This window comes from Rubrobacter aplysinae (assembly GCF_001029505.1).
In the GTDB taxonomy this organism is placed as follows: Bacteria; Actinomycetota; Rubrobacteria; order Rubrobacterales; family Rubrobacteraceae; genus Rubrobacter_A; species Rubrobacter_A aplysinae.
Genome location: NZ_LEKH01000015.1, coordinates 38,023 through 56,246 on the forward strand (window position 1 = coordinate 38,023; position 18,224 = coordinate 56,246).

Sequence of the window (18,224 nt, forward strand, 5' to 3'; positions counted from 1 at the left end):
TCAGCCGGCGCGCTCCAGCTCCCGCTCGACGAACTCGAGCCGGTCGTTGCCCCAGAACATCTCGTCGCCCACGAAGAACGTCGGCGCGCCGAACGCGCCCCGGTCCAGGGCGTCGGAGGTGGCCTCCTTTAGCTCCTCCTTGACCTCCGGGTCGGCGGCACCGGCGAGCACAGCTTCCGGGTCGGCCCCGATGCGGCGGGCCACCTCTGAGATGGGGCCGTCCTCGTCGGACTCCTCGCGGCCGCCTGGCGCGCCGTTCTCCTCCCAGTACAGCTTGAAGGCTTCCCGGGTAAACGGCTCCAGCTCGCCCCGGCCCCGGCAGAACAGGGCCGCCCGCATGGTCTTTAGCGTGCGGAACGGGAACGGCTCCGGGAACCTCATCGGCAGGCCGTAGTGCTCGGCCCAGCGCTTGAGATCCTGGTTCATGTAGCGGCCCTTCGCCGGGATGGAGACGGGGGCCTGTATCCCGGCGGCGTCGTGCAGGGCCCCGAGCAGAACCGGGTGCAGAACGAGCTCGGCGTTTTGGCGGGCGCAGATCTCACCCAACCGCCCGTATGCCAGGTACGAGAACGGGCTTACAAGATCGTAGAGAAACTCTACCCTTCCCCCCAAGATCACTCCTCTCTTAAACGTCCCAGCCTAGCTCCGCGAGTCTGTAGGCGGAACTCTGGGGCTTCTGGTGCTTCTTGAGCTAGCCTCCGTTGTCCTCGGAGTCGTGACGATGACGTCGGCGTCGGCTCGGGGCGTACACGAACCAGTAAGAGCCTATCAGTATGGCGACGAAAAGAACCAGGGCCGCCGCGAACTGCAACAACTCGGATCCCAAACAAACCTCCTCTCGATGGCCTAGATGGTCTCGACGGCCCACGAAGGTCGCAGACGACCCCGCGGGCGGTCTTCCTCCTCCAACCCTGTTTGACCGGGATTCTACGCTAGCCCGCCCCCGGCCGTCGTGGCGGATTCGGCCGCAGACTCTATCTCGGGAAAAAGTATAGGGAATATAGGGAAAACAGATCCCGGTCACGCCCCGCCGAAGACTCCGGGCTATCTGTGCTGGTATCATTACTCATAATTTATCTCTCGGGAAAGGAGATGCGTTGAAGGGTCTTACCTCTGACTATCAGCTAACGCTGCCCGCCATACTAAGGAGGGCGGAAGAGTTGTTCGGCCACAAGGAGATCGTCACCCGCCGGCCGGACAAGAGCTTCCACCGCTACACCTACAGCGACTTCGTCCGGCGCTCCAAGAGGCTCGCCGTCGCGCTCGGGGAGCTCGGGCTACAGAAGGGCGACCGGGTGGCCACGCTCGGCTGGAACTCTTACCAGCATCTGGAGTGCTACTTCGGCCTGCCGTCCGCGGGGCTGGTGATCCACACCCTGAACCCCCGGCTCTCGCCCGAGGACCTCTCCTACATAATCGGACACGCCGAGGACCGGGTGCTGATCGTGGACGAGACCTTGTTGCCCGTCTTCGAGGGCATCCGCGATAAGGTGGACCTCGAAAGGGTCCTCGTCTTTACCTACGAGGGCTCTGACACCGAGATGCCGGATGGCGTTGAGAGGTACGAGGATCTCCTGGAGCGCGGCGACGAGAGCCGCTTCGAGTATCCGGACCTCGATGAGAACGACGCGGCGGCGCTGTGCTACACCTCCGGCACCACCGGCCGTCCCAAGGGCGCGCTCTACTCCCACCGGGGCCTGTGCCTGCACTCGATGGCGCTCGCCACCGCCGACGGTATCGGTATAGGCGAGGCCGACACCGTGCTGCCCGTCGTCCCGATGTTCCACGTCAACGCCTGGGGAATGCCGTTCACCGCCACCATGACCGGGGCAAAGCAGGTCTTCCCGGGGCCGCACCTGGACCCCGAGAGCCTGCTTGAGGACCTCGAACAGGAAGAGGTCACCATAACCGCCGGGGTGCCCACGATCTTCCTCGGCGTGTTGCAGACGCTCGACGCCGAACCCGGCGCCTACGACCTCTCCAGGCTACGGACGCTCGCCGTCGGCGGCTCGGCCGCGCCGGAGTCCATGATCCGGGGCTTCCAGGAGCGCCACGGCCTCTCCATCCTGCACGCCTGGGGCATGACCGAGACCAGCCCGGTCGCCACCGTCTCCCGGCTCACGAGCGGAGTCCAGGACGCCTCCGAGGACGAGCAGTACCGCTACCGGGCCAAGCAGGGAATCCCGCTGCCGTTTATCGAGGTGCGGGCGCAGGGCGAGGACGGCTTCATCCCCTGGGACGGCGAGAGCATGGGTGAACTGGAGGTGCGCGGTCCCTGGGTGTCGCGCTCCTACTACAACACGCCGGAAGGCGACGACAAGTTTACCGGCGACGGCTGGTTCCGCACCGGCGACGTGGTCAGCATAGACCCGCTCGGGTACGTGGAGATCCGGGACCGGGACAAGGACCTCGTGAAGTCCGGCGGCGAGTGGATCAGCTCCGTGGACCTCGAAAACGCCCTGATGGGCCACGAGGCGGTCGCCGAGGCGGCTGTAATCGCCATCCCCGACCCCCGCTGGCAGGAACGTCCGCTCGGCGTGGCGGTCCTCAAGGAAGGCGAGAGTGCGACGGCCGAGGAGCTAATACAGCACCTCGCCGGGAGCGGATTCGCCAAGTGGCAGCTCCCGGACAACGTGGAGTTCGTCGAGGAGATACCACGCACCGCGACCGGCAAGTTCCTGAAAATGCGGCTGCGCGAGCAGTTCGAGGACTACACCCCGGCATAGCTTACCCTTCCGAGGGTTCCGAACGCAGAGCTCCGGCAAAATCCTCCGGGATGCGTCGGGGCCGGCCGCTGGCTATGTCAACGCAGCCGTGGCGAGTGTAGCCGGTCGAGATCTCCCCGCCGCCGCGCAGTACGGTGTACTCGAACCGGAGCGAGGCCCGGCCAAGCTCGGCGAGCGTGGTACGCAAGGTTAGCTCGTCGTCGAAGCGGGCCGGGGCGCGGTAGCGGGTCAGGGCCTCGGTGACCACGAGGCCGATGCCGCGCTCCTCCAGCTCGCGGTAGGAAAGCCCGGCGGCGCGCAGCCACTCGACGCGCCCGATCTCGAAGTACGAGAGATAGTTGGCGTTGTTTATGATGCCCTGGGAGTCGGTCTCGCCGTAGCGGGCCCGGATGGGCGTCTCGTGCGCGGCTCCGGCGGCTATCTCAGCTATCCTACTGTCCCTTGAAGTCCGGCTTGCGCTTCTCGGAGAAGGCTCCCATGCCCTCAGCCGCGTCCTCGGTGGAGAACAGCAGAGCGAACTGATCCGCCTCGTACTCCAGGCCGCTTACGAGATCCACGTCCAGCGCCTTGTTCGCGGCGGCCTTGGCGTAGCGCACGGCGAGCGGGCCGTTCTTGGAGATCTCGGTCGCAAGCTGCTGGGCTGCGTTGAGCGCCTCACCCTGCGCGACGACGCGGTTCACGAGGCCCATCTCCTTCGCCTCTGCGGCCTCTATGCGGCGGGCGGAGAAGAGTAGCTCGCTCGCCAGCCCCGAGCCTATAAGACGTGGCAGCCGCTGGGTCCCGCCCATGCCGGGCAGGATGCCGAGCCCGACCTCGGGGAAACCGAACATCGCGTTATCGGCGGCGATGCGCATGTCGCAGGCTAGCGCGATCTCACATCCCCCGCCGAGCGCGAAGCCGTTTACGGCGGCTATGGTCGGCACCGGGCTCCGGTCGAGTAGCGCCATCGCGGCGTGCCCGATCTCGGCGAACCTCTTTGCCTCGACCGCAGACATCTGGCTCATCTCGGCTATGTCGGCCCCGGCGACGAACGCCTTCTCACCGGCCCCAGTAACCACGATGGCCGTCGGCGGCTGGCTCTCAAGCTCCAGCAGCGACTGCCCGAGCTCCTCGACAACCTGCGGGCTGATCGCGTTCAGCTTGTCCTGCCGGTCTATGGTCAGGGTCGCGACGCTACCCTCGCGTTCCACCTTTACGAAATCCAACGTAGCTCCTCTCGGTCTCCTCCGACTCCTCTATCTCCCTAGTCTCCCCACAGGGCTCGCACATTCTAGCGGAGTCCACCGTGGCCCGCGCCGGTCCGCCCTTGACGGGCATGCTAGATTCATCCTGTTTGCACGGTGTATTAGATAAAGTGTTGGATTGCCTGAGACGGCGACCCCGGTGAGGTCGAGTGGAGGCGTAGGTTGCAGGAAAGTCTACAGCGGGTTCTAGGCACCCCGGCGGTGCTCCTGATCGGCATAAACGCGGTGGTCGGCGGCGGCGTGTTCCTTTTGCCGGGCCAGCTCGCGGCGGAGGCGGGGGCTCTGTCGGTGTTCGCGTATCTCGCGGCAGGGCTACTGGTGATGCTCATGGGGCTCTCCTACTCGGAGGTCGGGACGATGTTCTCGCGCACCGGGGGGCCCGTGGTCTACGCCCAGGAGGCGATGGGCCGGACGGTCGGGTTCTCGGTGGGTTGGATGACGTGGATGACCTACCTCGCCGGGTGGTCGGTGCTCGCAAACGGCTTCGTGGACTACCTCTCGGACCTCGTGCCCGGCATCGGGGGCGTCGCCCGGGTGCTGATTATCGCCGGGATAATAGTGATCCTGTGCCTGCTCAACACGCTCGGCGTTCGGCTCGGCTCGGGGGTGATCCAGGTCTTCTCCGTGGCGAAGCTCGTGCCGCTTCTGGTGCTCGTGGTCGCGGGGCTGACCTTCGCCGGACAGACGGGCAACGCGGGGCTCGGTGCGGTGCCCGTCGGGGCCGGCGGTTTCCTGGCGGCGGTGTCGCTAACCATCTTCGCCTTCGGCGGCTTCGAGGGGACCACCGTGCCCTCCGGCGAGATGCGCAACCCGGGGCGCGCCATCTCGGTCGCCGTGCTCGGCACTCTGGGCGGCGTGACGGTCTTCTACATGCTGATACAGTACGCCTCCCTGCGCATCCAGCCCGGACTGGCGGAGACCGGCTCGCCACTAACCTCCGTGGGGGCGGCGATGTTTACCGGCGGCCTGGCGCTGGTGACCATCGGGGCGCTCATCTCCATCTTCGGAACCCAGAGCGGCGTCGCGCTGACCGCGCCGCGCAACCTCTACGCCCTCTCCCGGGAGGGGATGCTGCCGGACGTGCTCTCACGGGTACACCCGCGCCTCGCGACCCCGGTCGTGGCGACCTGGGTGACCGGGGGGCTCGTGCTGGTGCTGGCTACGACCGGCACCTTCGAGCAACTCCTGCTGCTGAACGTCGCCGCCAGACTCTACCAGTACCTGATGGTCTGCCTCTCGGCGGCGATCCTGCGCCTGCGCCGGCCTGAGGCAGAGCGTCCCTTCAGGCTGCCGCTCGGGCCGGCCATACCGGCGGTCGCCGCCGTCTTGAGCCTCGCGCTGCTCGTAACAGGCCAGGACGCCGTCAACCTGCTGGCCGCGGCCGTCGCCCTCGGCATAGGGCTCCTGCTATATATCGCCACGAGACTGGCCGCGGCGCGCAATGGTGACAGAGGCGACAGCGAGTCAGGATAGCTCGCCGAGGCGCAGCGGGATGCGATGAGGCATGGAGCCCACTCCGCATAGCACCCATCTCTGCTTCAGCGCGCCCTATCCGGGTAGGTAGCAGGAACCCTCTACCGGCACTCCTCCGGGTACTGCTCGCAGTACGGGGTATCGCCCGGGACCTTGCCGCGGTTGGCCGCCACCCAGTCGTAGACCTTCTCCTGCAGAGAAGGCATGCCGGGCAGCTCGTACAGCCGGTGCGGCAGCGGGATGCCGGTCGCCACCGCGACCGACATGTTTATGGCCTCCGCCCCCCGGTGGCGCTGCGGGGGATTGCCCGGCTCGCCGGGGACGTAGCTCCAGGCGGCCGCCTTACAGTCCTCCTCGGAGAGCCCGGCCTCCTCCGGGACGCCGCTCTTCTGATACGGGACCACCGTCACGCGGTGGTTGCGGTCCAGCGCCCCGACGAGGCGCGCGCACCGCGTTCAAAAGTGTCAGCCGCCGTCGAATATCAGTACCAGATGCTCGGGTAACGCCGCCATCCTGGCCTCCTCGTCTTATCGCCTAGCCGTCCACGGTACAGAGCCTAACAGCATCAGGCCGGAAGGTGTTACAGGGGTTTACAAGGGTACGCCGATCACCACCCCGGCGGCGTAGAGCAGGCCGAAAACGGCGTGCAGCCCAGAGGTACCCTTCACCACCGGCGCCAGCCGCGCCGGTACGGTAGACGACGCCACGCCGCGCCACAGCCGCAGGGCCAGCGGCAGGCTCAGTAGCGCGACGAGCGTCGTGACCGGCACCACGCCAGAGAGGACGAGCGGCGCTAGCAAGACGTAAGTCCCGGCGAGCAGGCCCCGGTACACGGCTATACCGCCCCTGCGGCCGAGCACTATGGGCAGGGTGCGACGTCCGCCCCGGACGTCCTCGTCCAAGTCCCGGATGTTGTTCGCGAGCAGGATGGCGGCGACCGGGCAGCCGAGCGGGAGCGCGGCCAGAAGCACGCCCGGCGGAAACCCGCCGGCCTGCACGGCGTAGGAGATCGCGACTATGAGCACGCCCATGAACACGAAGACCGTCGCCTCGCTGGCCGGGGTCGAGGAGATCGGACGCGGCCCCCCGGTGTAGAGGTATCCCGCGAGCGCCGACACCAGCCCGAGCGCTAGTATAACGAGGCCGCCCACGGCGACGAGGTATAGCCCGAGCACGAAAGCCACCGCGTACAGCCCGAGCGCCGCCAGGAGCACCGAGCGGGCCCGCAGCTTGCCCCCGACGATGGAGCCGGATTTGCCGACCGAGTCAACCGTATCCAGGCCGCGCTCCGCATCGTAGTACTCGTTGAACATATTGGTCGCGGCCTGTATCAGGAGGCTCGCCGCGAGCATCGCCACGAACGGCCCGGCGCTAAAGCCGCCGTCCCGCAGCGCGAGCGCCGTCCCGAAGAGAACCGGCACCGCCGCCGCCGTCAGGGTGACCGGACGTGCGAGCCTTACCCACTCGCCGGGGGTCGCGCTCACGCCGGCCTCCGCGCGGTGGTCGCCGGCTTCTCTATTGGCGGGGTTAACGGAGTCACGCGCAACATCTTACAGGCTCCGCGCCGCCGCGCTGTTAGCATCCACCCGGTGTACAGTCCAAAGCAGAAACCCCCCCGCCGCACTCTTATCCTCGTTCTGGGCCTGATCCTGATGCTTTCGGCGGGATGCTCGGCCGCGGGCGGCGGCTTCCTGGAGCCCGAGCCTCGAAAGGCCGTGTTCCCGCTCCCGGAGCAGTACACGGGCGGGTACACGGACGACTGGGGCGCCACCAGGCCGCAGGGCGGCCACGAGGGCACGGACATATTCGCCCCGAGGGGTACGCCGGTGCGCTCGATCACGGCGAGCACGGTGGTGGATGGCGAGGAGTCCAGTGAAGCGGGCTGGAACACACTCGGCGGCTACACGGTGAACGTCCGGGCCGCCAACGACGTTGGACCCGTCGAGCGCGGCGATCTCTTCTACTATGCGCACCTGAGACGGTCCACCGCCCTAGAGCCGGGCGACGAGGTGGAGGCCGGAGACAAACTGGGCGAGGTCGGCTCCACCGGCGGAGGTCCACCCGGCACCCGCGAGGCCGGGCCGCCGCACCTGCACCTGGGCTGGTACACCGCATCCGAGCCGGACCAGCAGGCCGAGAGCGGAGCCCGGAACCCGTACCCGCTGCTCGAACGTCTCAGGCTAAACGGCGGCTCTTTCACCGTACAGCCCGAAGGTCCGTTTTCATAACCTAGGCTACGTCTCGTTCGGGAGCACCTTGCCGGGGTTGAGGATTCCGTCCGGATCCAGGAGGCGCTTTATGCCGCGCATCAGGGGGATGCTGTCGCCGTGCTCCTTCTCCAGGGAGCGGCGCTTGCCGGAGCCGATGCCGTGCTCTCCGGTGCAAGTGCCGCCCCGGGCGAGGGCGTAGTCCACTATCTCGGCGTTCACGCGGGAGGCGCGATCCACGTCTCCGGGGTCGGAGGCGTCCATCGGGAAGATCGCATGATAGTTGCCGTCGCCGACGTGGCCCAGGATCGCGCCCTCGAACCCGGCCTCGGAGATGGTCCGCCGGGCCGCTCCGAGGGCTCCGGGAAGATCCGAGATGGGCACGCACACGTCGGTGGAGATCGTGGCCTTCCCGGGGTTCAGGGCCCGGACGGCGAGCCCGGCCTTGTGCCGCGCCTCCCACAGCGTCTCGCGGGCTGCGGGGTCTTGCTCGTGCTCGAAGGAGTCGCAGCCCCCGGAGCGGGCGATCTCCCGTGCCCTGCCGGTGTCGGCCTCGACGGCGGCCTCGTCGCCGCTAAACTCCAGGAACAGCGTCGGGGACTCCGGGTAAGCGGTGCCAGAGTAGGCGTTTACAGCCGCCACCGTGCGCTCGTCCACCAGCTCCACGCGGCCGACGAGCATGCCGGAGCGGATCATGACTATAGCCGCCTCCCCGGCCTCCTCGACGCTCCCGAAGGTTGCGCGGGCGGCGATAGCCATCTCGGGCAGGGGCTTGAGCCTGAGCGTGATCCCGGTAAACACCCCTAGCGTACCCTCCGAGCCCACGAACAGGCTCGTGAGGTCGTAGCCGGCGGAGGACTTGGCGGATAGCCCACCGGTCGTCATGAGGCTCCCGTTGGCGAGTGCGACCTCTAGCCCGAGGACCTGATCCCGCATCACCCCGTGGCGCACGGCGTTGGTTCCGCTCGCGTTCGTAGCCGCCATGCCGCCTATCGAGGCGTCCCAGCCAGGGTCCACCGGGAAGAATAGCCCGTGCGGGGCAAGCTCGCGGTTCAGGCGCTCGTGGGTAACCCCGGGCTCGACGCGCGCGATGAGGTCCTCCGGGCGCAGCTCGACAATACGGTCCATGCGAGAGGTGTCCAGGCTTATGCCGCCCCTCTCGGGCACGACGTGGCCCTCCAGGCTGCTCCCCTGACCGAAAGGCGTCACGGACACTCCGTATTCCCCCGCGAACACGAGCACGGCGGCGACCTCCTCCCGGCTCTCGGGGTAGACGACCGCCTCCGGCGGGCGCGGCGAGTGGTCCGCTACGCCGCCTCCATGACGTCCGACCTCCTCGCCGGAGGTCACGACCCGGTCCTCCGACAGGATCGCCGCAAGCTCAGAGGCGAGGCTCACGGCTGCCACCTCCCTTTACTCCGCCCGCACCGGGTTGGTCAGGGTGCCGAGGCCCTGTATCTCGACGGTCACCTCGTCGCCGTCCCCCAGAAACACCTTCGGGTCCCGCGCGGTGCCGACGCCCGCCGGGGTGCCGGTGGAGATGATGTCGCCCGGCATCAGGGTCATTCCGGTGGAAAGGAACGCTATAAGCTCTGCGACGGGGAAGATCATGTCCGAGGTGTTGCCGTCCTGCATGGTCTCGCCGTTCAGCACGCAGCGCACGGACAGAGCCTGCGGGTCCGGCACCTCGTCGGCGGTGGCGATGTACGGACCGATGGGGAAGAAGGTGTCTATGGACTTCGAGCGGGTCCACTGTCCGCCCTCGGAGAACTGCAGGTCGCGGGTCGAGACGTCGTTGCAGGCGATGTAGCCGAAGACGTGATCCAGGGCCTCCCCGGCCGAGACGTTGCGCGCCGGACGCCCGATAACCACGCCGAGCTCGGCCTCGTAGTCGGCCTGCTCCGTGATCGGGGGTATGCTTATGGCCTCGCCGGGCGCGGCGATGGTGTTGGCGTACTTGGCGAAGAGTATGGGCTTCTCGGGTAGCTCGGCCCCGGTCTCCTCGGCGTGGTCGCGGTAGTTGAGGCCGATGCCCAGGATCTTCTGCGGCCCCCGCGTCGCACCACCGAGTGGCGCGTGGAGCTCGACCTCGGCCATCGCCAGCGACTCGTCCTCGTCGGGCCTGTCCTCCGGATCGCGGCCGTGCTCTATGAACTCCAGCATGCTAATGCCAGGCTCCGCCATCTGCCGCACCCGGCCATCCTCGAGATAACCGATCGTCGGCTCTTCTCCGGGCCGTGAGTAAGTTACGAGCTTCAAAGGTTCCTCCCCGCTTCTATCAACTGTATTACCCTGTTTACGGGAGGCATCTTAGCAGCAGTGACCGACTCCGCGCCGGTAAGAAACGTCTATGGCTGGAGGCGCGTGATCTCCCAGCCGCCTGAATCGTCTGGCGTATACAGCAGCCTGTCGTGCAGGCGGCTCTCGCGGCCCTGCCAGAACTCCACTCTCTGTGGCGCGAGCCGGTAGCCGCCCCAGCCTGCGGGACGTGGGACCTCGCGTCCCGCATATCTTTCCTCTAGCTCTCGCTGGCGCCGTTCCAGCGCGGCGCGGCTGTCTATGGGGCGGCTCTGCTCGGAGACGTGGGCTCCTATACGGCTGCCCCACGGGCGGCTCGCGAAGTAGGCGTCGGACTCCTCGGCGAGTAGCCGACTTACCTCGCCTTCGACGCGCACCTGACGCTCGAGCTTGCCCCAGTAGAAGACTAGCGCGGCGCGCGGGTTCTCTTCCAGCTCGGCGGCCTTGCGCCCGGTGTAGCTGGTGTAGAAGACGAAACCGTGCTCGTCGTAGCCCTTTAGCAGCACGATGCGGGCGGAGGGCGCGCCCGAGGAGTCGGCGGTGGCGAGGGTCATGGCATTTGGCTCGTGCAGGCCCGCTTCGAGCGCCGCTTCGAACCAGCGCCGGAACTGCTCCACCGGGTCGGGTTGGGCTTCGTTTTCGGAGAGGCCGGTCCGGGTGTACTCGCGGCGCAGGCGGGCTACGGAATCCTCCACGCTACCAGCCGGTCGTGCCGGGCGCGCCCTTGAACGGGCCTACGATGTCCGAGGAGATCCAACCCCCGTAGAAATCCCCCTCCTGGGCCTCGACCTTCTCGCCGTCCACCCAGCAGTTGTCCATGAGCGACGGGTAGAAAGCGACGTAGTCCTTTATCTCCCTGAACTCCGGGGTCGGGTCCGGGTAGGCGAAGGCGGCCCGGTCGGCCTCCTTCTCGTCGGTAACGAGCCGGTAGTAGCGCGCCGCCCCCTTCCACTCGCACATCGAGGCACCCGCCTTCGGCTGCAGGTGCTCCATCCTCACGTCCTCGGGCGGGAAGTAGTACACCGGCGGGTGGCTCGTCTCCAGCACCCGCTTGGGACGGCTCGTGTACGCCACGGTCACGTCGCCGAAGACCACCTTCACCCGCTTATCCACGCTCTCGATGCGCGGCGGGCGCGGATAGTCCCACACGGACTCCTGACCCGGTCCCGGCTCCACGCGGCTCTCACTCACTCCGCAAACCTCCCGTTTCGTGGTACTCGTGGTAAGGATCTCACCCCAAGATTATATGAGACAGCGGGTGTGCGACCGTGATAAAGAACCTGAAAGACCCAAGAGGTCGAAGAAGACTAACGTCCCGGCGGGAGCACGGCCTCCGCCTCTATCTCGACCAGCATCTCGGGCGAGAGGAGCCGGCGCACCTCGACGATGGTCGAGGCGGGCCGTATCTCCTCGAAGAACTCGCGGTGCGCCCGGCCGACCTTCTCCCCGTCGCCCATGTCCGTGACGTAGATGCGGGTACGGACCACGTCCTCCATCTCCGCCTCCGCCGCCCGCAGCGCGACCCGGATGTTCCTCAGGGCCTGTACCGTCTGGGCGTAGGCGTCCCCGACACCGATTATGCCGCCGGAGCCGTCCGTGGCGGTGGTCCCGGAGACGTGGACGGAGCGGTCGGCCCTAACGGCGCGCGAGTAGCCGAACTCGGACTCCCAGGGCGTCCCGCTGGTGATGTTGTCGCGCCTCACGCCTACAGGATACCCTGGTTACGATCCAGAAGAAACGCCGGGCGCCTCGCAAAGGAGGACCCGGCGCCGTGAGCTGAGCGGCTCTGTGCTCGGCCCGGCCGCTACTCGATGAAGCCCTGCTCCGTCAGCCAGTCCTCGGCGACGTCCTCCGGGTCCTCACCGTCGACGTCCACGCGGGCGTTGAGCTCCTGCATGGTCTTCAGCGTGATCTCCTCGGATATCGGCTCGAAGAGGTCGGAGAGCGCCTTGTTCTCCTGATACACCTCTTCGCGGACGTTGATCGTCGGGTTGTAGAGCGGGAAGAAGCCCTCGTCGTCCTCGAGTGGCTTGAGGTTGAGCGCGGCGACGCGGCCGTCGGAGGTAAAGACCTCGCCGAAGTTGCACGGGTCACCCTCGTCAGCGCGATCGTAGATCACACCCTCCTGGAAACGGGAGATATTGCCCTTGGGGAACTCGTAGCCGTACTCTTTCTCCATACCGGGCAGGCCGTCGTCGCGGGCTGCGAACTCGCTGTCTACGCAGACCGTGGCCTTGTCCGGGTTCTCCTCGATGAGCTGGCCTATGTCGGAGAGCTTCTCCATCTGTGCCAGGTCCTCGTCGTACTGGTCGCTGTCCTCGTTATAGACCTCCTGGCGCACGGCGAGGGCGTAGGTGTTGTTCATCGGGGCCGGCGGCTCCAGCAGCCGGATGTCGTTCTCCTGTAACTCGGTCTCTTGGACCGTGTCGAAGAGCTTCTGTGAGTCGTCGGGCGGGTCGGTGTTGCCGAGGTGGGTGATGTAGTTGGTGCCCGTGTACTCCCAGTACATGTCGATGTCGCCGTTTACGAGCGCGCTGCGGGCCGCGTTGGTGCTGGCGAGCCCGACCTGGTCGGTTACGCTAGCGCCGGTCGACTCCAGCGACTTGACGGCGATGTAGCCCAGGATCAACTGCTCCGTGAAGTCCTTGGAGCCCACGGTGAGATCCGCCCCCGAAAGGTCCACGTCCGAGATGGGACCGGAAGCCGAGGACCCGCCGCCGACCACGCCGCCGCAGCCCGCGAGCACGAGCGAGGCAACCAGCGCCAGCGCCAGGGTTTTTACGGTTAGCTTCTTTCTCTTGAACACTAATCTCCTCCTATGTTTTTGTTTACACGATTAGCGGGTATACGGTAGCCAGAATTTTTGCGTGTCCCCGTCTACGGCGTCCGGGCGCTACCTCATCACAGGCCCTTTGGCTTGAGGATGTCCTCCGCTATTCCGGCTATGTAGTCTATGCCGAGCGCGAGCACGGCGGTTAGCAGGGCGCCGGTAATGAGGATCGAGTCCCGGCTGAGCGAGAGGCCCGTGTCTATCATGTCGCCCATGCCGCCCGCGTTGATAAAGGTCGCCAGCGTCGCCGTGCCGACCGCCAGGATGAGCGCCGTCCTGATGCCGGCGAGCATGATCGGGATCGCCAGCGGCAGCTCTATCTTGAACAGCACCGCGGTCTTTGTCATGCCCATGCCGCGGCCGGCCTCTATCACCGAGCTGTCTACCTGCTGGATGCCGACCATCGTGTTCCTGAGGACCGGCAAGAGGGTGTAGATCACGAGCGCGACTATCGCCCAGAACGTCCCGAAGCCGAGGAGTATGGCGAAGATCACCAGGAGCCCTATGGACGGTATCGCCTGCCCGATGCCCGCTACGGCGACTATTATCGGGGTCGCCGCCTTGAGCGCCGGCCGGGTCAGGAGCACCCCGGTGGGGACGGCCAGAGCGACGACCACGACCGTCGTGATCGCGGATATCACCAGGTGCTGGCGCATGAGCGTCAGTATGGTGTCCGCGTTAATCGTGCGCTCCTCGATGGAGTCGAGGCTCAGGGTGCCCACCCACAGATAGTTCGCCACGCAGACGGCCACGAGTATCAGGGGCAACGTGGCGTAGCGCAGGACCTTCCTGGCCCCGCCCCCGGAGCGGGAAGGTCCTTTCTGCTCGGTAGCCTCCGGCCGCCCTTCCGAGGCCTCTTCCTCCCTTACCTCCTCAGCCTTCTGGTCCTTGAGGTCGGTCATCGGCGGGCTCTTTCGGTTCGTGCCCGCGCGCCGGGCCCTGCGGGCCCCGTACCACTCACGAGGTCACCTGTTGGTCGGCGGCCTGGCCGGAGGGGCTCTGGTCCACCGCGCCCTGCTGGCCGGGACGCATCTCGCCTATGGCTTCGAGAACGGTGTCGAAGTCCACGACGCCCGTATAGGCGCCGTCGTCGTCAACGACCACCGCAGAGCCCTTGTAGGAGGTGATCATGGCGTCCAGCGTGTCGTAGAGGTTGGCGTCGTCCTTGACGATTGCGACCGCCGGACGGCCCATCTCGGAGAGATCTCTCCCGTCGTTCTTGAGGTCCTCGGCGGGGATCCAACGCTGCGGCCGCTTCTCCTCGTCCAGCATCAGCGCGTACTCCCGGCCGGAGTCCTGTATGGTCCTCAGCGCCTCCTCGCCGCCCGTCGAGGGCCCGATCACGGGCCAGTCGGTCGGCTCGATGTCCTTTACGGTGCTCAACGAGAGCCGCTTGATGGTCGCCCCGCTCCCGATAAAGTCCTCGACGAAATCATCCGCGGGGTCCGTGAGTATGACCTCGGGGGTATCGTACTGGGCTATTAACGCGCCCTCCTTGAGGATCACGATGCGGTCGCCCATCTTTATGGCCTCGTCTATGTCGTGGGTGACGAAGACGATGGTCTTCTTCAGGGTCTCCTGGAGCCGGAGGAACTCGTCCTGCAGCCGCTCGCGGGTGATCGGGTCTATCGCGCCAAACGGCTCGTCCATGAGCATCACCGGCGGATCGGCCGCCATCGAGCGCGCCACGCCGACGCGCTGCATCTGGCCGCCGGAAAGCTCCTTGGGGTAGCGGCCCTTGAAACGCTTGGGGTCTATGCCGACCATCTCCAGGAGCTCGTCGGTGCGCTCGGAGATGCGCTGCTTGTCCCAGCCGAGCATCTTGGGGACCGTTGCGATGTTGTCTGCGATGGTCATGTGCGGGAAGAGCCCGATCTGCTGTATCACGTAGCCGATGCGGCGCCGGAGCTGGTCCGCGTCCTGGTCGGTGACATCCTCGCCCATTAGGAATATCCTGCCGCCAGTGGGCTCGATGATGCGGTTGATCATCTTCATCGTCGTCGTCTTGCCGCACCCGCTCGGGCCGACGAAGACAACAATCTCACCCTCCTGTACGTCCAGCGACAGCTCGTGTACCGCTGGCTCGTCAGATCCGGGAAAGGTTTTCGTAATATTGTCCAGCCGGATCATGGCCTCCCCGGACCGACCGTCGGACCCGCCGGCCCCGTCGTTCATACCGGACGCCTCCGAGGCCTCCGAGGCCCCGGTTGGTCCGCCATTACCCTCTTCTTCTTTGTATTGGCTCTTGTATTGGCTCATCTCACTCCTCTAGAAGTCGCCAGCCTGCCCGCAATTCCCAGCACGCCGTCGAATATGATCGCGAGCACCACAATACCCAGGGTGCCGGTGAGAACCTGATTGAGGGCGTTCGCCCCGCCGACCCGGGAGAGCCCGGAAAAGATGTAGTCTCCGAGACCGGGACCGCCCACCACGGCGGCGATTGCCGCAATGCCCATGAGTATGAGCGCCGAGGTCCTCACGCCGGCCACTATCACCGGCCACGCCAGCGGCAGCTCTATTCGCAGGAGCGTCTGGACGCCGCTCATGCCCATGCCCTGGGCCGACTCCACGACCGCCGGGTCCACGCTCCTGAGCCCCGTGATCGTGTTGCGCAGGATGGCGAGTATCCCGTACAGCCACAACGCGATGAAAGCCGGGGTGAAGCCGAGCCCGAACCCGGCCGCGAGCGCCAGCGCGAAAAGCGCGAAGGAAGGTATCGTCAGTATCGTCGAAGCTACCGCCAGCACCACTTCGGCGGCGAACTCCCGGCGATACGTGAGCAACCCGAGAACTATCCCGGTAAGCGTCGCGGCGATCAGCGACACGAGCACCAGTTGGGCGTGCCCGATGGTCGTCTCCAGGAGATCCTCCCAGTCGTCAGCAAGAAACTCGAGAAATCCCACTATCCACCGCCCCTCTGGTCACGCTCGTGCATCCGTATGCCTCTCTCCGTCTCGCTCTTGACATCGTATTCTTCACACCGCTCGTGCCGGTAAGCCCTTCTAACCCGAAAGCGTAAAAACACACTCCAGCGAGCATTATAACCAATTCCGTATGTGTCGGCATGTTTGCGGATAGCTTGATGTTACAAACGTGTCTTTGACGTGTGTCATTCTATTGCATTTCTTGTCCTGATCCTTGCCCCGAGTTTGTCGGCGGGCCGGGTGAGGGGCCCAGAGCTGCCCCGGACGAGCCTCACGGCGGCGTCACTATGGTCGTACGGCTCGTGGCGGAGCGTTCCGGGAGACCGAGAGCCCATATGACGCCTCTTACGGCACCGGGTGGCCGGGGCTGGGAGAACCTTAAAAGAACCTTAAAACAGGGATTTTTCTCGTTCCGGGTTATCCTTTGCCGGTACCGGACGGGCCTCTGGGTGCCGGGAGAGAATCCCGGTTTGCACGGCGGTAGGTTTGACATATCCTCAATACGGGATAAACATATATACAGTATGCTAACGATACCGAGCCCGGCCGGAGACTTTCTGGAAGCTCTGGAAGGCTCCCCTCCGCTGCCGGGTGACACGGTCTCGTGTGTCGCGCCCCGGACCCCCAATGAGCAGAGTGATAGCGAGAGCCTCGGGTGCGGCGGCAAGACGAGCGAGGTCGAGGCTCGGGCGGATATTACAGGCAGCTACGAGTTACGGACACATACACTAACCGGCAGTAGCCGGAAGGGAGACGAAGGTAGACCGTGTGCGGAATAGTGGCCCAGTACGGCGGGTACGACGAGGCCTACAGGGAGTCGGCGCTGAGGATGCTGCGCCGAGTAGTCCACCGGGGCCCGGACAACGAGGGCGAGGTGCGGGTCGGTGGTAGCTGGCTCGGGCACCGCAGGCTCTCCATAGTAGACGTCGAAGGCGGCGAGCAGCCGCTGGTAGGCGAGCGGGGAGACCTGTACCTCGTCGGGAACGGTGAGATCTACAACCACGACGAGGTGCGCAGGTCCATCCCCGGCGCGAGTTACTCCACCCGCTCGGACAACGAGGTCGCCCTGCAGCTCGTGGACAAGCTGGGGCCGGGTGAGATCCACCGCCTCAAGGGCATGTTCGCGTTCGTCGTGGCCGGTGAGGACGGCCGCTTCGTGGCGGCCCGCGACCCCGTCGGCATAAAGCCGCTGTTCTGGGCGAAGAAGAACGGCACCGCCGTATTCGCCTCCGAGCTGCGCGCCTTCGACCCCGAGTGGCAGTCCGAGGTAGAGGTGTTTCCCCCCGGATACTACTGGACCCCGGAGAAGGGGCTGGTCCGGTTCGCCGCCCCCGTCCCCCACGACGTCCGCGAGCTGGAGAAGCTCGACGCCCCCACCGAGCCCGGCGCGGAGATACCGGATCACGTCCTCACCGCCGTGCGCGAGCGCCTCGTGAAGACCGTGGAGCGCCAGATGATGGGCGACGTGCCCGTAGGAGTCTTCCTCTCCGGCGGGCTGGATTCAAGCCTCGTCGCCGCTATCGCCGCCAAGTGGTGCCGCGAGCGCGGCACGCGCCTGAAGACCTTCGCCGTCGGCCTCGCGGACTCGCCGGACCTGCTGGCCGCCCGCACCGTCGCCGAGCACCTGGACACCGAGCACCACGAGAGCATCTACACCGCAGAGGAGGCGATGGAGGCTCTGCCAGAGGTGGTGAGATCCATCGAGTCATTCGACCCGGCTCTCGTGCGGAGTGCGGTGCCGAACTACATCCTCGCCGGGTTCACGGCGCGGTACGTAAAGGTCGTGCTTACCGGCGAGGGGGCGGATGAGATCTTCGCGGGCTACGAGTACCTCGACGACTTCTTCAGCGACGAGGAGGCCCTGCACGAGGAGCTGGTGCGCACCGTGGAAGGCCTGCACAACCTGAACCTCCAGCGTTGTGACCGGGTCACGATGGCGCACAGCCTCGAAGCCCGCGTTCCGTTCCTGGAGCTGGACATGATCTCTTTGGGCCTCTCCCTGCCCGCCGCGCTGAAGATACCGACCGAGGACAGGGGCGAGAAGTACCTGCTCCGCAAGGCGTTCGACGGCTGGCTGCCGGACGAGTTCCTGTGGCGCAAGAAGGCCCAGTTCGGCGACGGATCGGGCGCAACAGATGCTCTACAGGAGCGCATGGAGGCAACCGTCACCGACGAGGAGTTCGAGCGCCTCAAGGACGAGGTTGACCCGCCGCTGCGCACCAAAGAAGAGGCCGCCTACTACCGCATCTTCAACGACCATCTCGGCGACATAAACCCCGAGGACACCATAGGCCGCTTCGCCACCGCGTAGCACCCGGACCTCGTAAAACCAGCGGCCCTCTACCGGTATCTTCCGGCAGAGGGCCGTGGTGTGTCTAGCGGTAGGGTGGGGTGCTAGGGTAAATCGACATTTGAGATAGCATCACTTCACTCGCGGACAAGAGACCGAGTGAGGTAGAGATGCCTAAACGCTACGAGCTTACAGACAAGCAATGGCACCAGATAGAGGATCTGCTACCAGG

The 18,224-nt window shown here is 66.0% G+C and carries 19 protein-coding genes; 4 read left to right on the plus strand and 15 right to left on the minus strand.

Annotated elements, in window-relative coordinates:
* Positions 1-612: a 2-hydroxychromene-2-carboxylate isomerase gene (locus tag ABD53_RS12845; RefSeq protein WP_047866213.1), complete on the minus strand. Its 612-nt coding sequence runs from the start codon at positions 610-612 to the stop codon at positions 1-3.
* 79 nt (positions 613-691) lie between these two features.
* Entirely contained in the window at positions 692-826 is a 135-nt protein-coding gene (locus ABD53_RS17835; RefSeq protein WP_268778291.1) for a hypothetical protein, read from the minus strand.
* 271 nt (positions 827-1,097) lie between these two features.
* Between ABD53_RS17835 and ABD53_RS12850 the strand changes: the two genes are divergently transcribed.
* Positions 1,098-2,726 carry a long-chain fatty acid--CoA ligase gene (locus tag ABD53_RS12850; RefSeq protein WP_047866214.1) on the plus strand — a complete coding sequence of 543 codons (1,629 nt, stop codon included), beginning with the start codon at positions 1,098-1,100 and terminating at the stop codon, positions 2,724-2,726.
* A gap of 1 nt (position 2,727) precedes the next feature.
* On the opposite strand, the gene ABD53_RS12855 is transcribed toward ABD53_RS12850, so the two are convergent.
* Together ABD53_RS12855 and ABD53_RS12860 are read right to left on the minus strand one after the other, a co-directional pair.
* Positions 2,728-3,249: an acyl-CoA thioesterase gene (locus ABD53_RS12855; RefSeq protein WP_200900386.1), complete on the minus strand. Its 522-nt coding sequence runs from the start codon at positions 3,247-3,249 to the stop codon at positions 2,728-2,730.
* Positions 3,158-3,931, minus strand: coding sequence for an enoyl-CoA hydratase/isomerase family protein (locus tag ABD53_RS12860; RefSeq protein ID WP_047866216.1), 774 nt, complete (start codon positions 3,929-3,931; stop codon positions 3,158-3,160). The genes ABD53_RS12855 and ABD53_RS12860 overlap by 92 nt, the downstream gene beginning before the upstream one ends.
* A gap of 201 nt (positions 3,932-4,132) precedes the next feature.
* On the opposite strand from ABD53_RS12860, the gene ABD53_RS12865 reads away from it, so the two are divergent.
* Positions 4,133-5,443: an APC family permease gene (locus ABD53_RS12865; protein WP_047866217.1), complete on the plus strand. Its 1,311-nt coding sequence runs from the start codon at positions 4,133-4,135 to the stop codon at positions 5,441-5,443.
* 101 nt (positions 5,444-5,544) lie between these two features.
* On the opposite strand, the gene ABD53_RS16135 is transcribed toward ABD53_RS12865, so the two are convergent.
* Together ABD53_RS16135 and ABD53_RS12875 are read right to left on the minus strand one after the other, a co-directional pair.
* Positions 5,545-5,853 carry a thiol-disulfide oxidoreductase DCC family protein gene (locus tag ABD53_RS16135; RefSeq protein WP_053058052.1) on the minus strand — a complete coding sequence of 103 codons (309 nt, stop codon included), beginning with the start codon at positions 5,851-5,853 and terminating at the stop codon, positions 5,545-5,547.
* Positions 5,854-6,033: 180 nt separating this feature from the next.
* A complete protein-coding gene (locus ABD53_RS12875) occupies positions 6,034-6,927 on the minus strand; it encodes a 1,4-dihydroxy-2-naphthoate polyprenyltransferase (protein ID WP_047866218.1) in 894 nt (297 codons plus the stop codon).
* A gap of 105 nt (positions 6,928-7,032) precedes the next feature.
* Here ABD53_RS12875 and ABD53_RS12880 point away from each other — a divergent pair, with 105 nt between their 5' ends.
* Positions 7,033-7,671, plus strand: coding sequence for a M23 family metallopeptidase (locus ABD53_RS12880; protein WP_200900383.1), 639 nt, complete (start codon positions 7,033-7,035; stop codon positions 7,669-7,671).
* Positions 7,672-7,677: 6 nt separating this feature from the next.
* Here ABD53_RS12880 and ABD53_RS12885 read toward each other — a convergent pair whose 3' ends face one another.
* From ABD53_RS12885 to ABD53_RS12925, 9 genes are all read right to left on the minus strand, one after another.
* Positions 7,678-9,048: an FAD-binding oxidoreductase gene (locus tag ABD53_RS12885; protein ID WP_047866219.1), complete on the minus strand. Its 1,371-nt coding sequence runs from the start codon at positions 9,046-9,048 to the stop codon at positions 7,678-7,680.
* A 15-nt stretch (positions 9,049-9,063) separates the two neighbouring features.
* Positions 9,064-9,909: a fumarylacetoacetate hydrolase family protein gene (locus ABD53_RS12890; protein ID WP_053058054.1), complete on the minus strand. Its 846-nt coding sequence runs from the start codon at positions 9,907-9,909 to the stop codon at positions 9,064-9,066.
* 89 nt (positions 9,910-9,998) lie between these two features.
* Entirely contained in the window at positions 9,999-10,643 is a 645-nt protein-coding gene (gene pdxH, locus ABD53_RS12895) for a pyridoxamine 5'-phosphate oxidase (RefSeq protein WP_047866220.1), read from the minus strand.
* A 1-nt stretch (position 10,644) separates the two neighbouring features.
* Positions 10,645-11,139, minus strand: a complete 495-nt coding sequence (locus tag ABD53_RS12900; RefSeq protein WP_047866221.1) for a DUF427 domain-containing protein — start codon at positions 11,137-11,139, stop codon at positions 10,645-10,647.
* A gap of 116 nt (positions 11,140-11,255) precedes the next feature.
* Positions 11,256-11,651: a RidA family protein gene (locus tag ABD53_RS12905; RefSeq protein WP_047866222.1), complete on the minus strand. Its 396-nt coding sequence runs from the start codon at positions 11,649-11,651 to the stop codon at positions 11,256-11,258.
* 101 nt (positions 11,652-11,752) lie between these two features.
* Positions 11,753-12,754, minus strand: coding sequence for a glycine betaine ABC transporter substrate-binding protein (locus ABD53_RS12910; protein ID WP_047866223.1), 1,002 nt, complete (start codon positions 12,752-12,754; stop codon positions 11,753-11,755).
* A gap of 95 nt (positions 12,755-12,849) precedes the next feature.
* Positions 12,850-13,680: an ABC transporter permease gene (locus tag ABD53_RS12915; protein WP_047866224.1), complete on the minus strand. Its 831-nt coding sequence runs from the start codon at positions 13,678-13,680 to the stop codon at positions 12,850-12,852.
* Between the two features lie 55 nt (positions 13,681-13,735).
* Positions 13,736-15,037 carry an ABC transporter ATP-binding protein gene (locus ABD53_RS12920; RefSeq protein ID WP_327287049.1) on the minus strand — a complete coding sequence of 434 codons (1,302 nt, stop codon included), beginning with the start codon at positions 15,035-15,037 and terminating at the stop codon, positions 13,736-13,738.
* Complete coding sequence (locus ABD53_RS12925) at positions 15,034-15,681, minus strand: ABC transporter permease (protein ID WP_047866225.1); 648 nt, start codon at positions 15,679-15,681, stop codon at positions 15,034-15,036. Before ABD53_RS12925 ends, ABD53_RS12920 begins: the two co-directional genes overlap by 4 nt.
* Before the next feature lie 787 nt (positions 15,682-16,468).
* On the opposite strand from ABD53_RS12925, the gene asnB reads away from it, so the two are divergent.
* Entirely contained in the window at positions 16,469-18,013 is a 1,545-nt protein-coding gene (gene asnB, locus ABD53_RS12930; protein WP_084709653.1) for an asparagine synthase B, read from the plus strand.
* Positions 18,014-18,224: the final 211 nt, after the last annotated feature.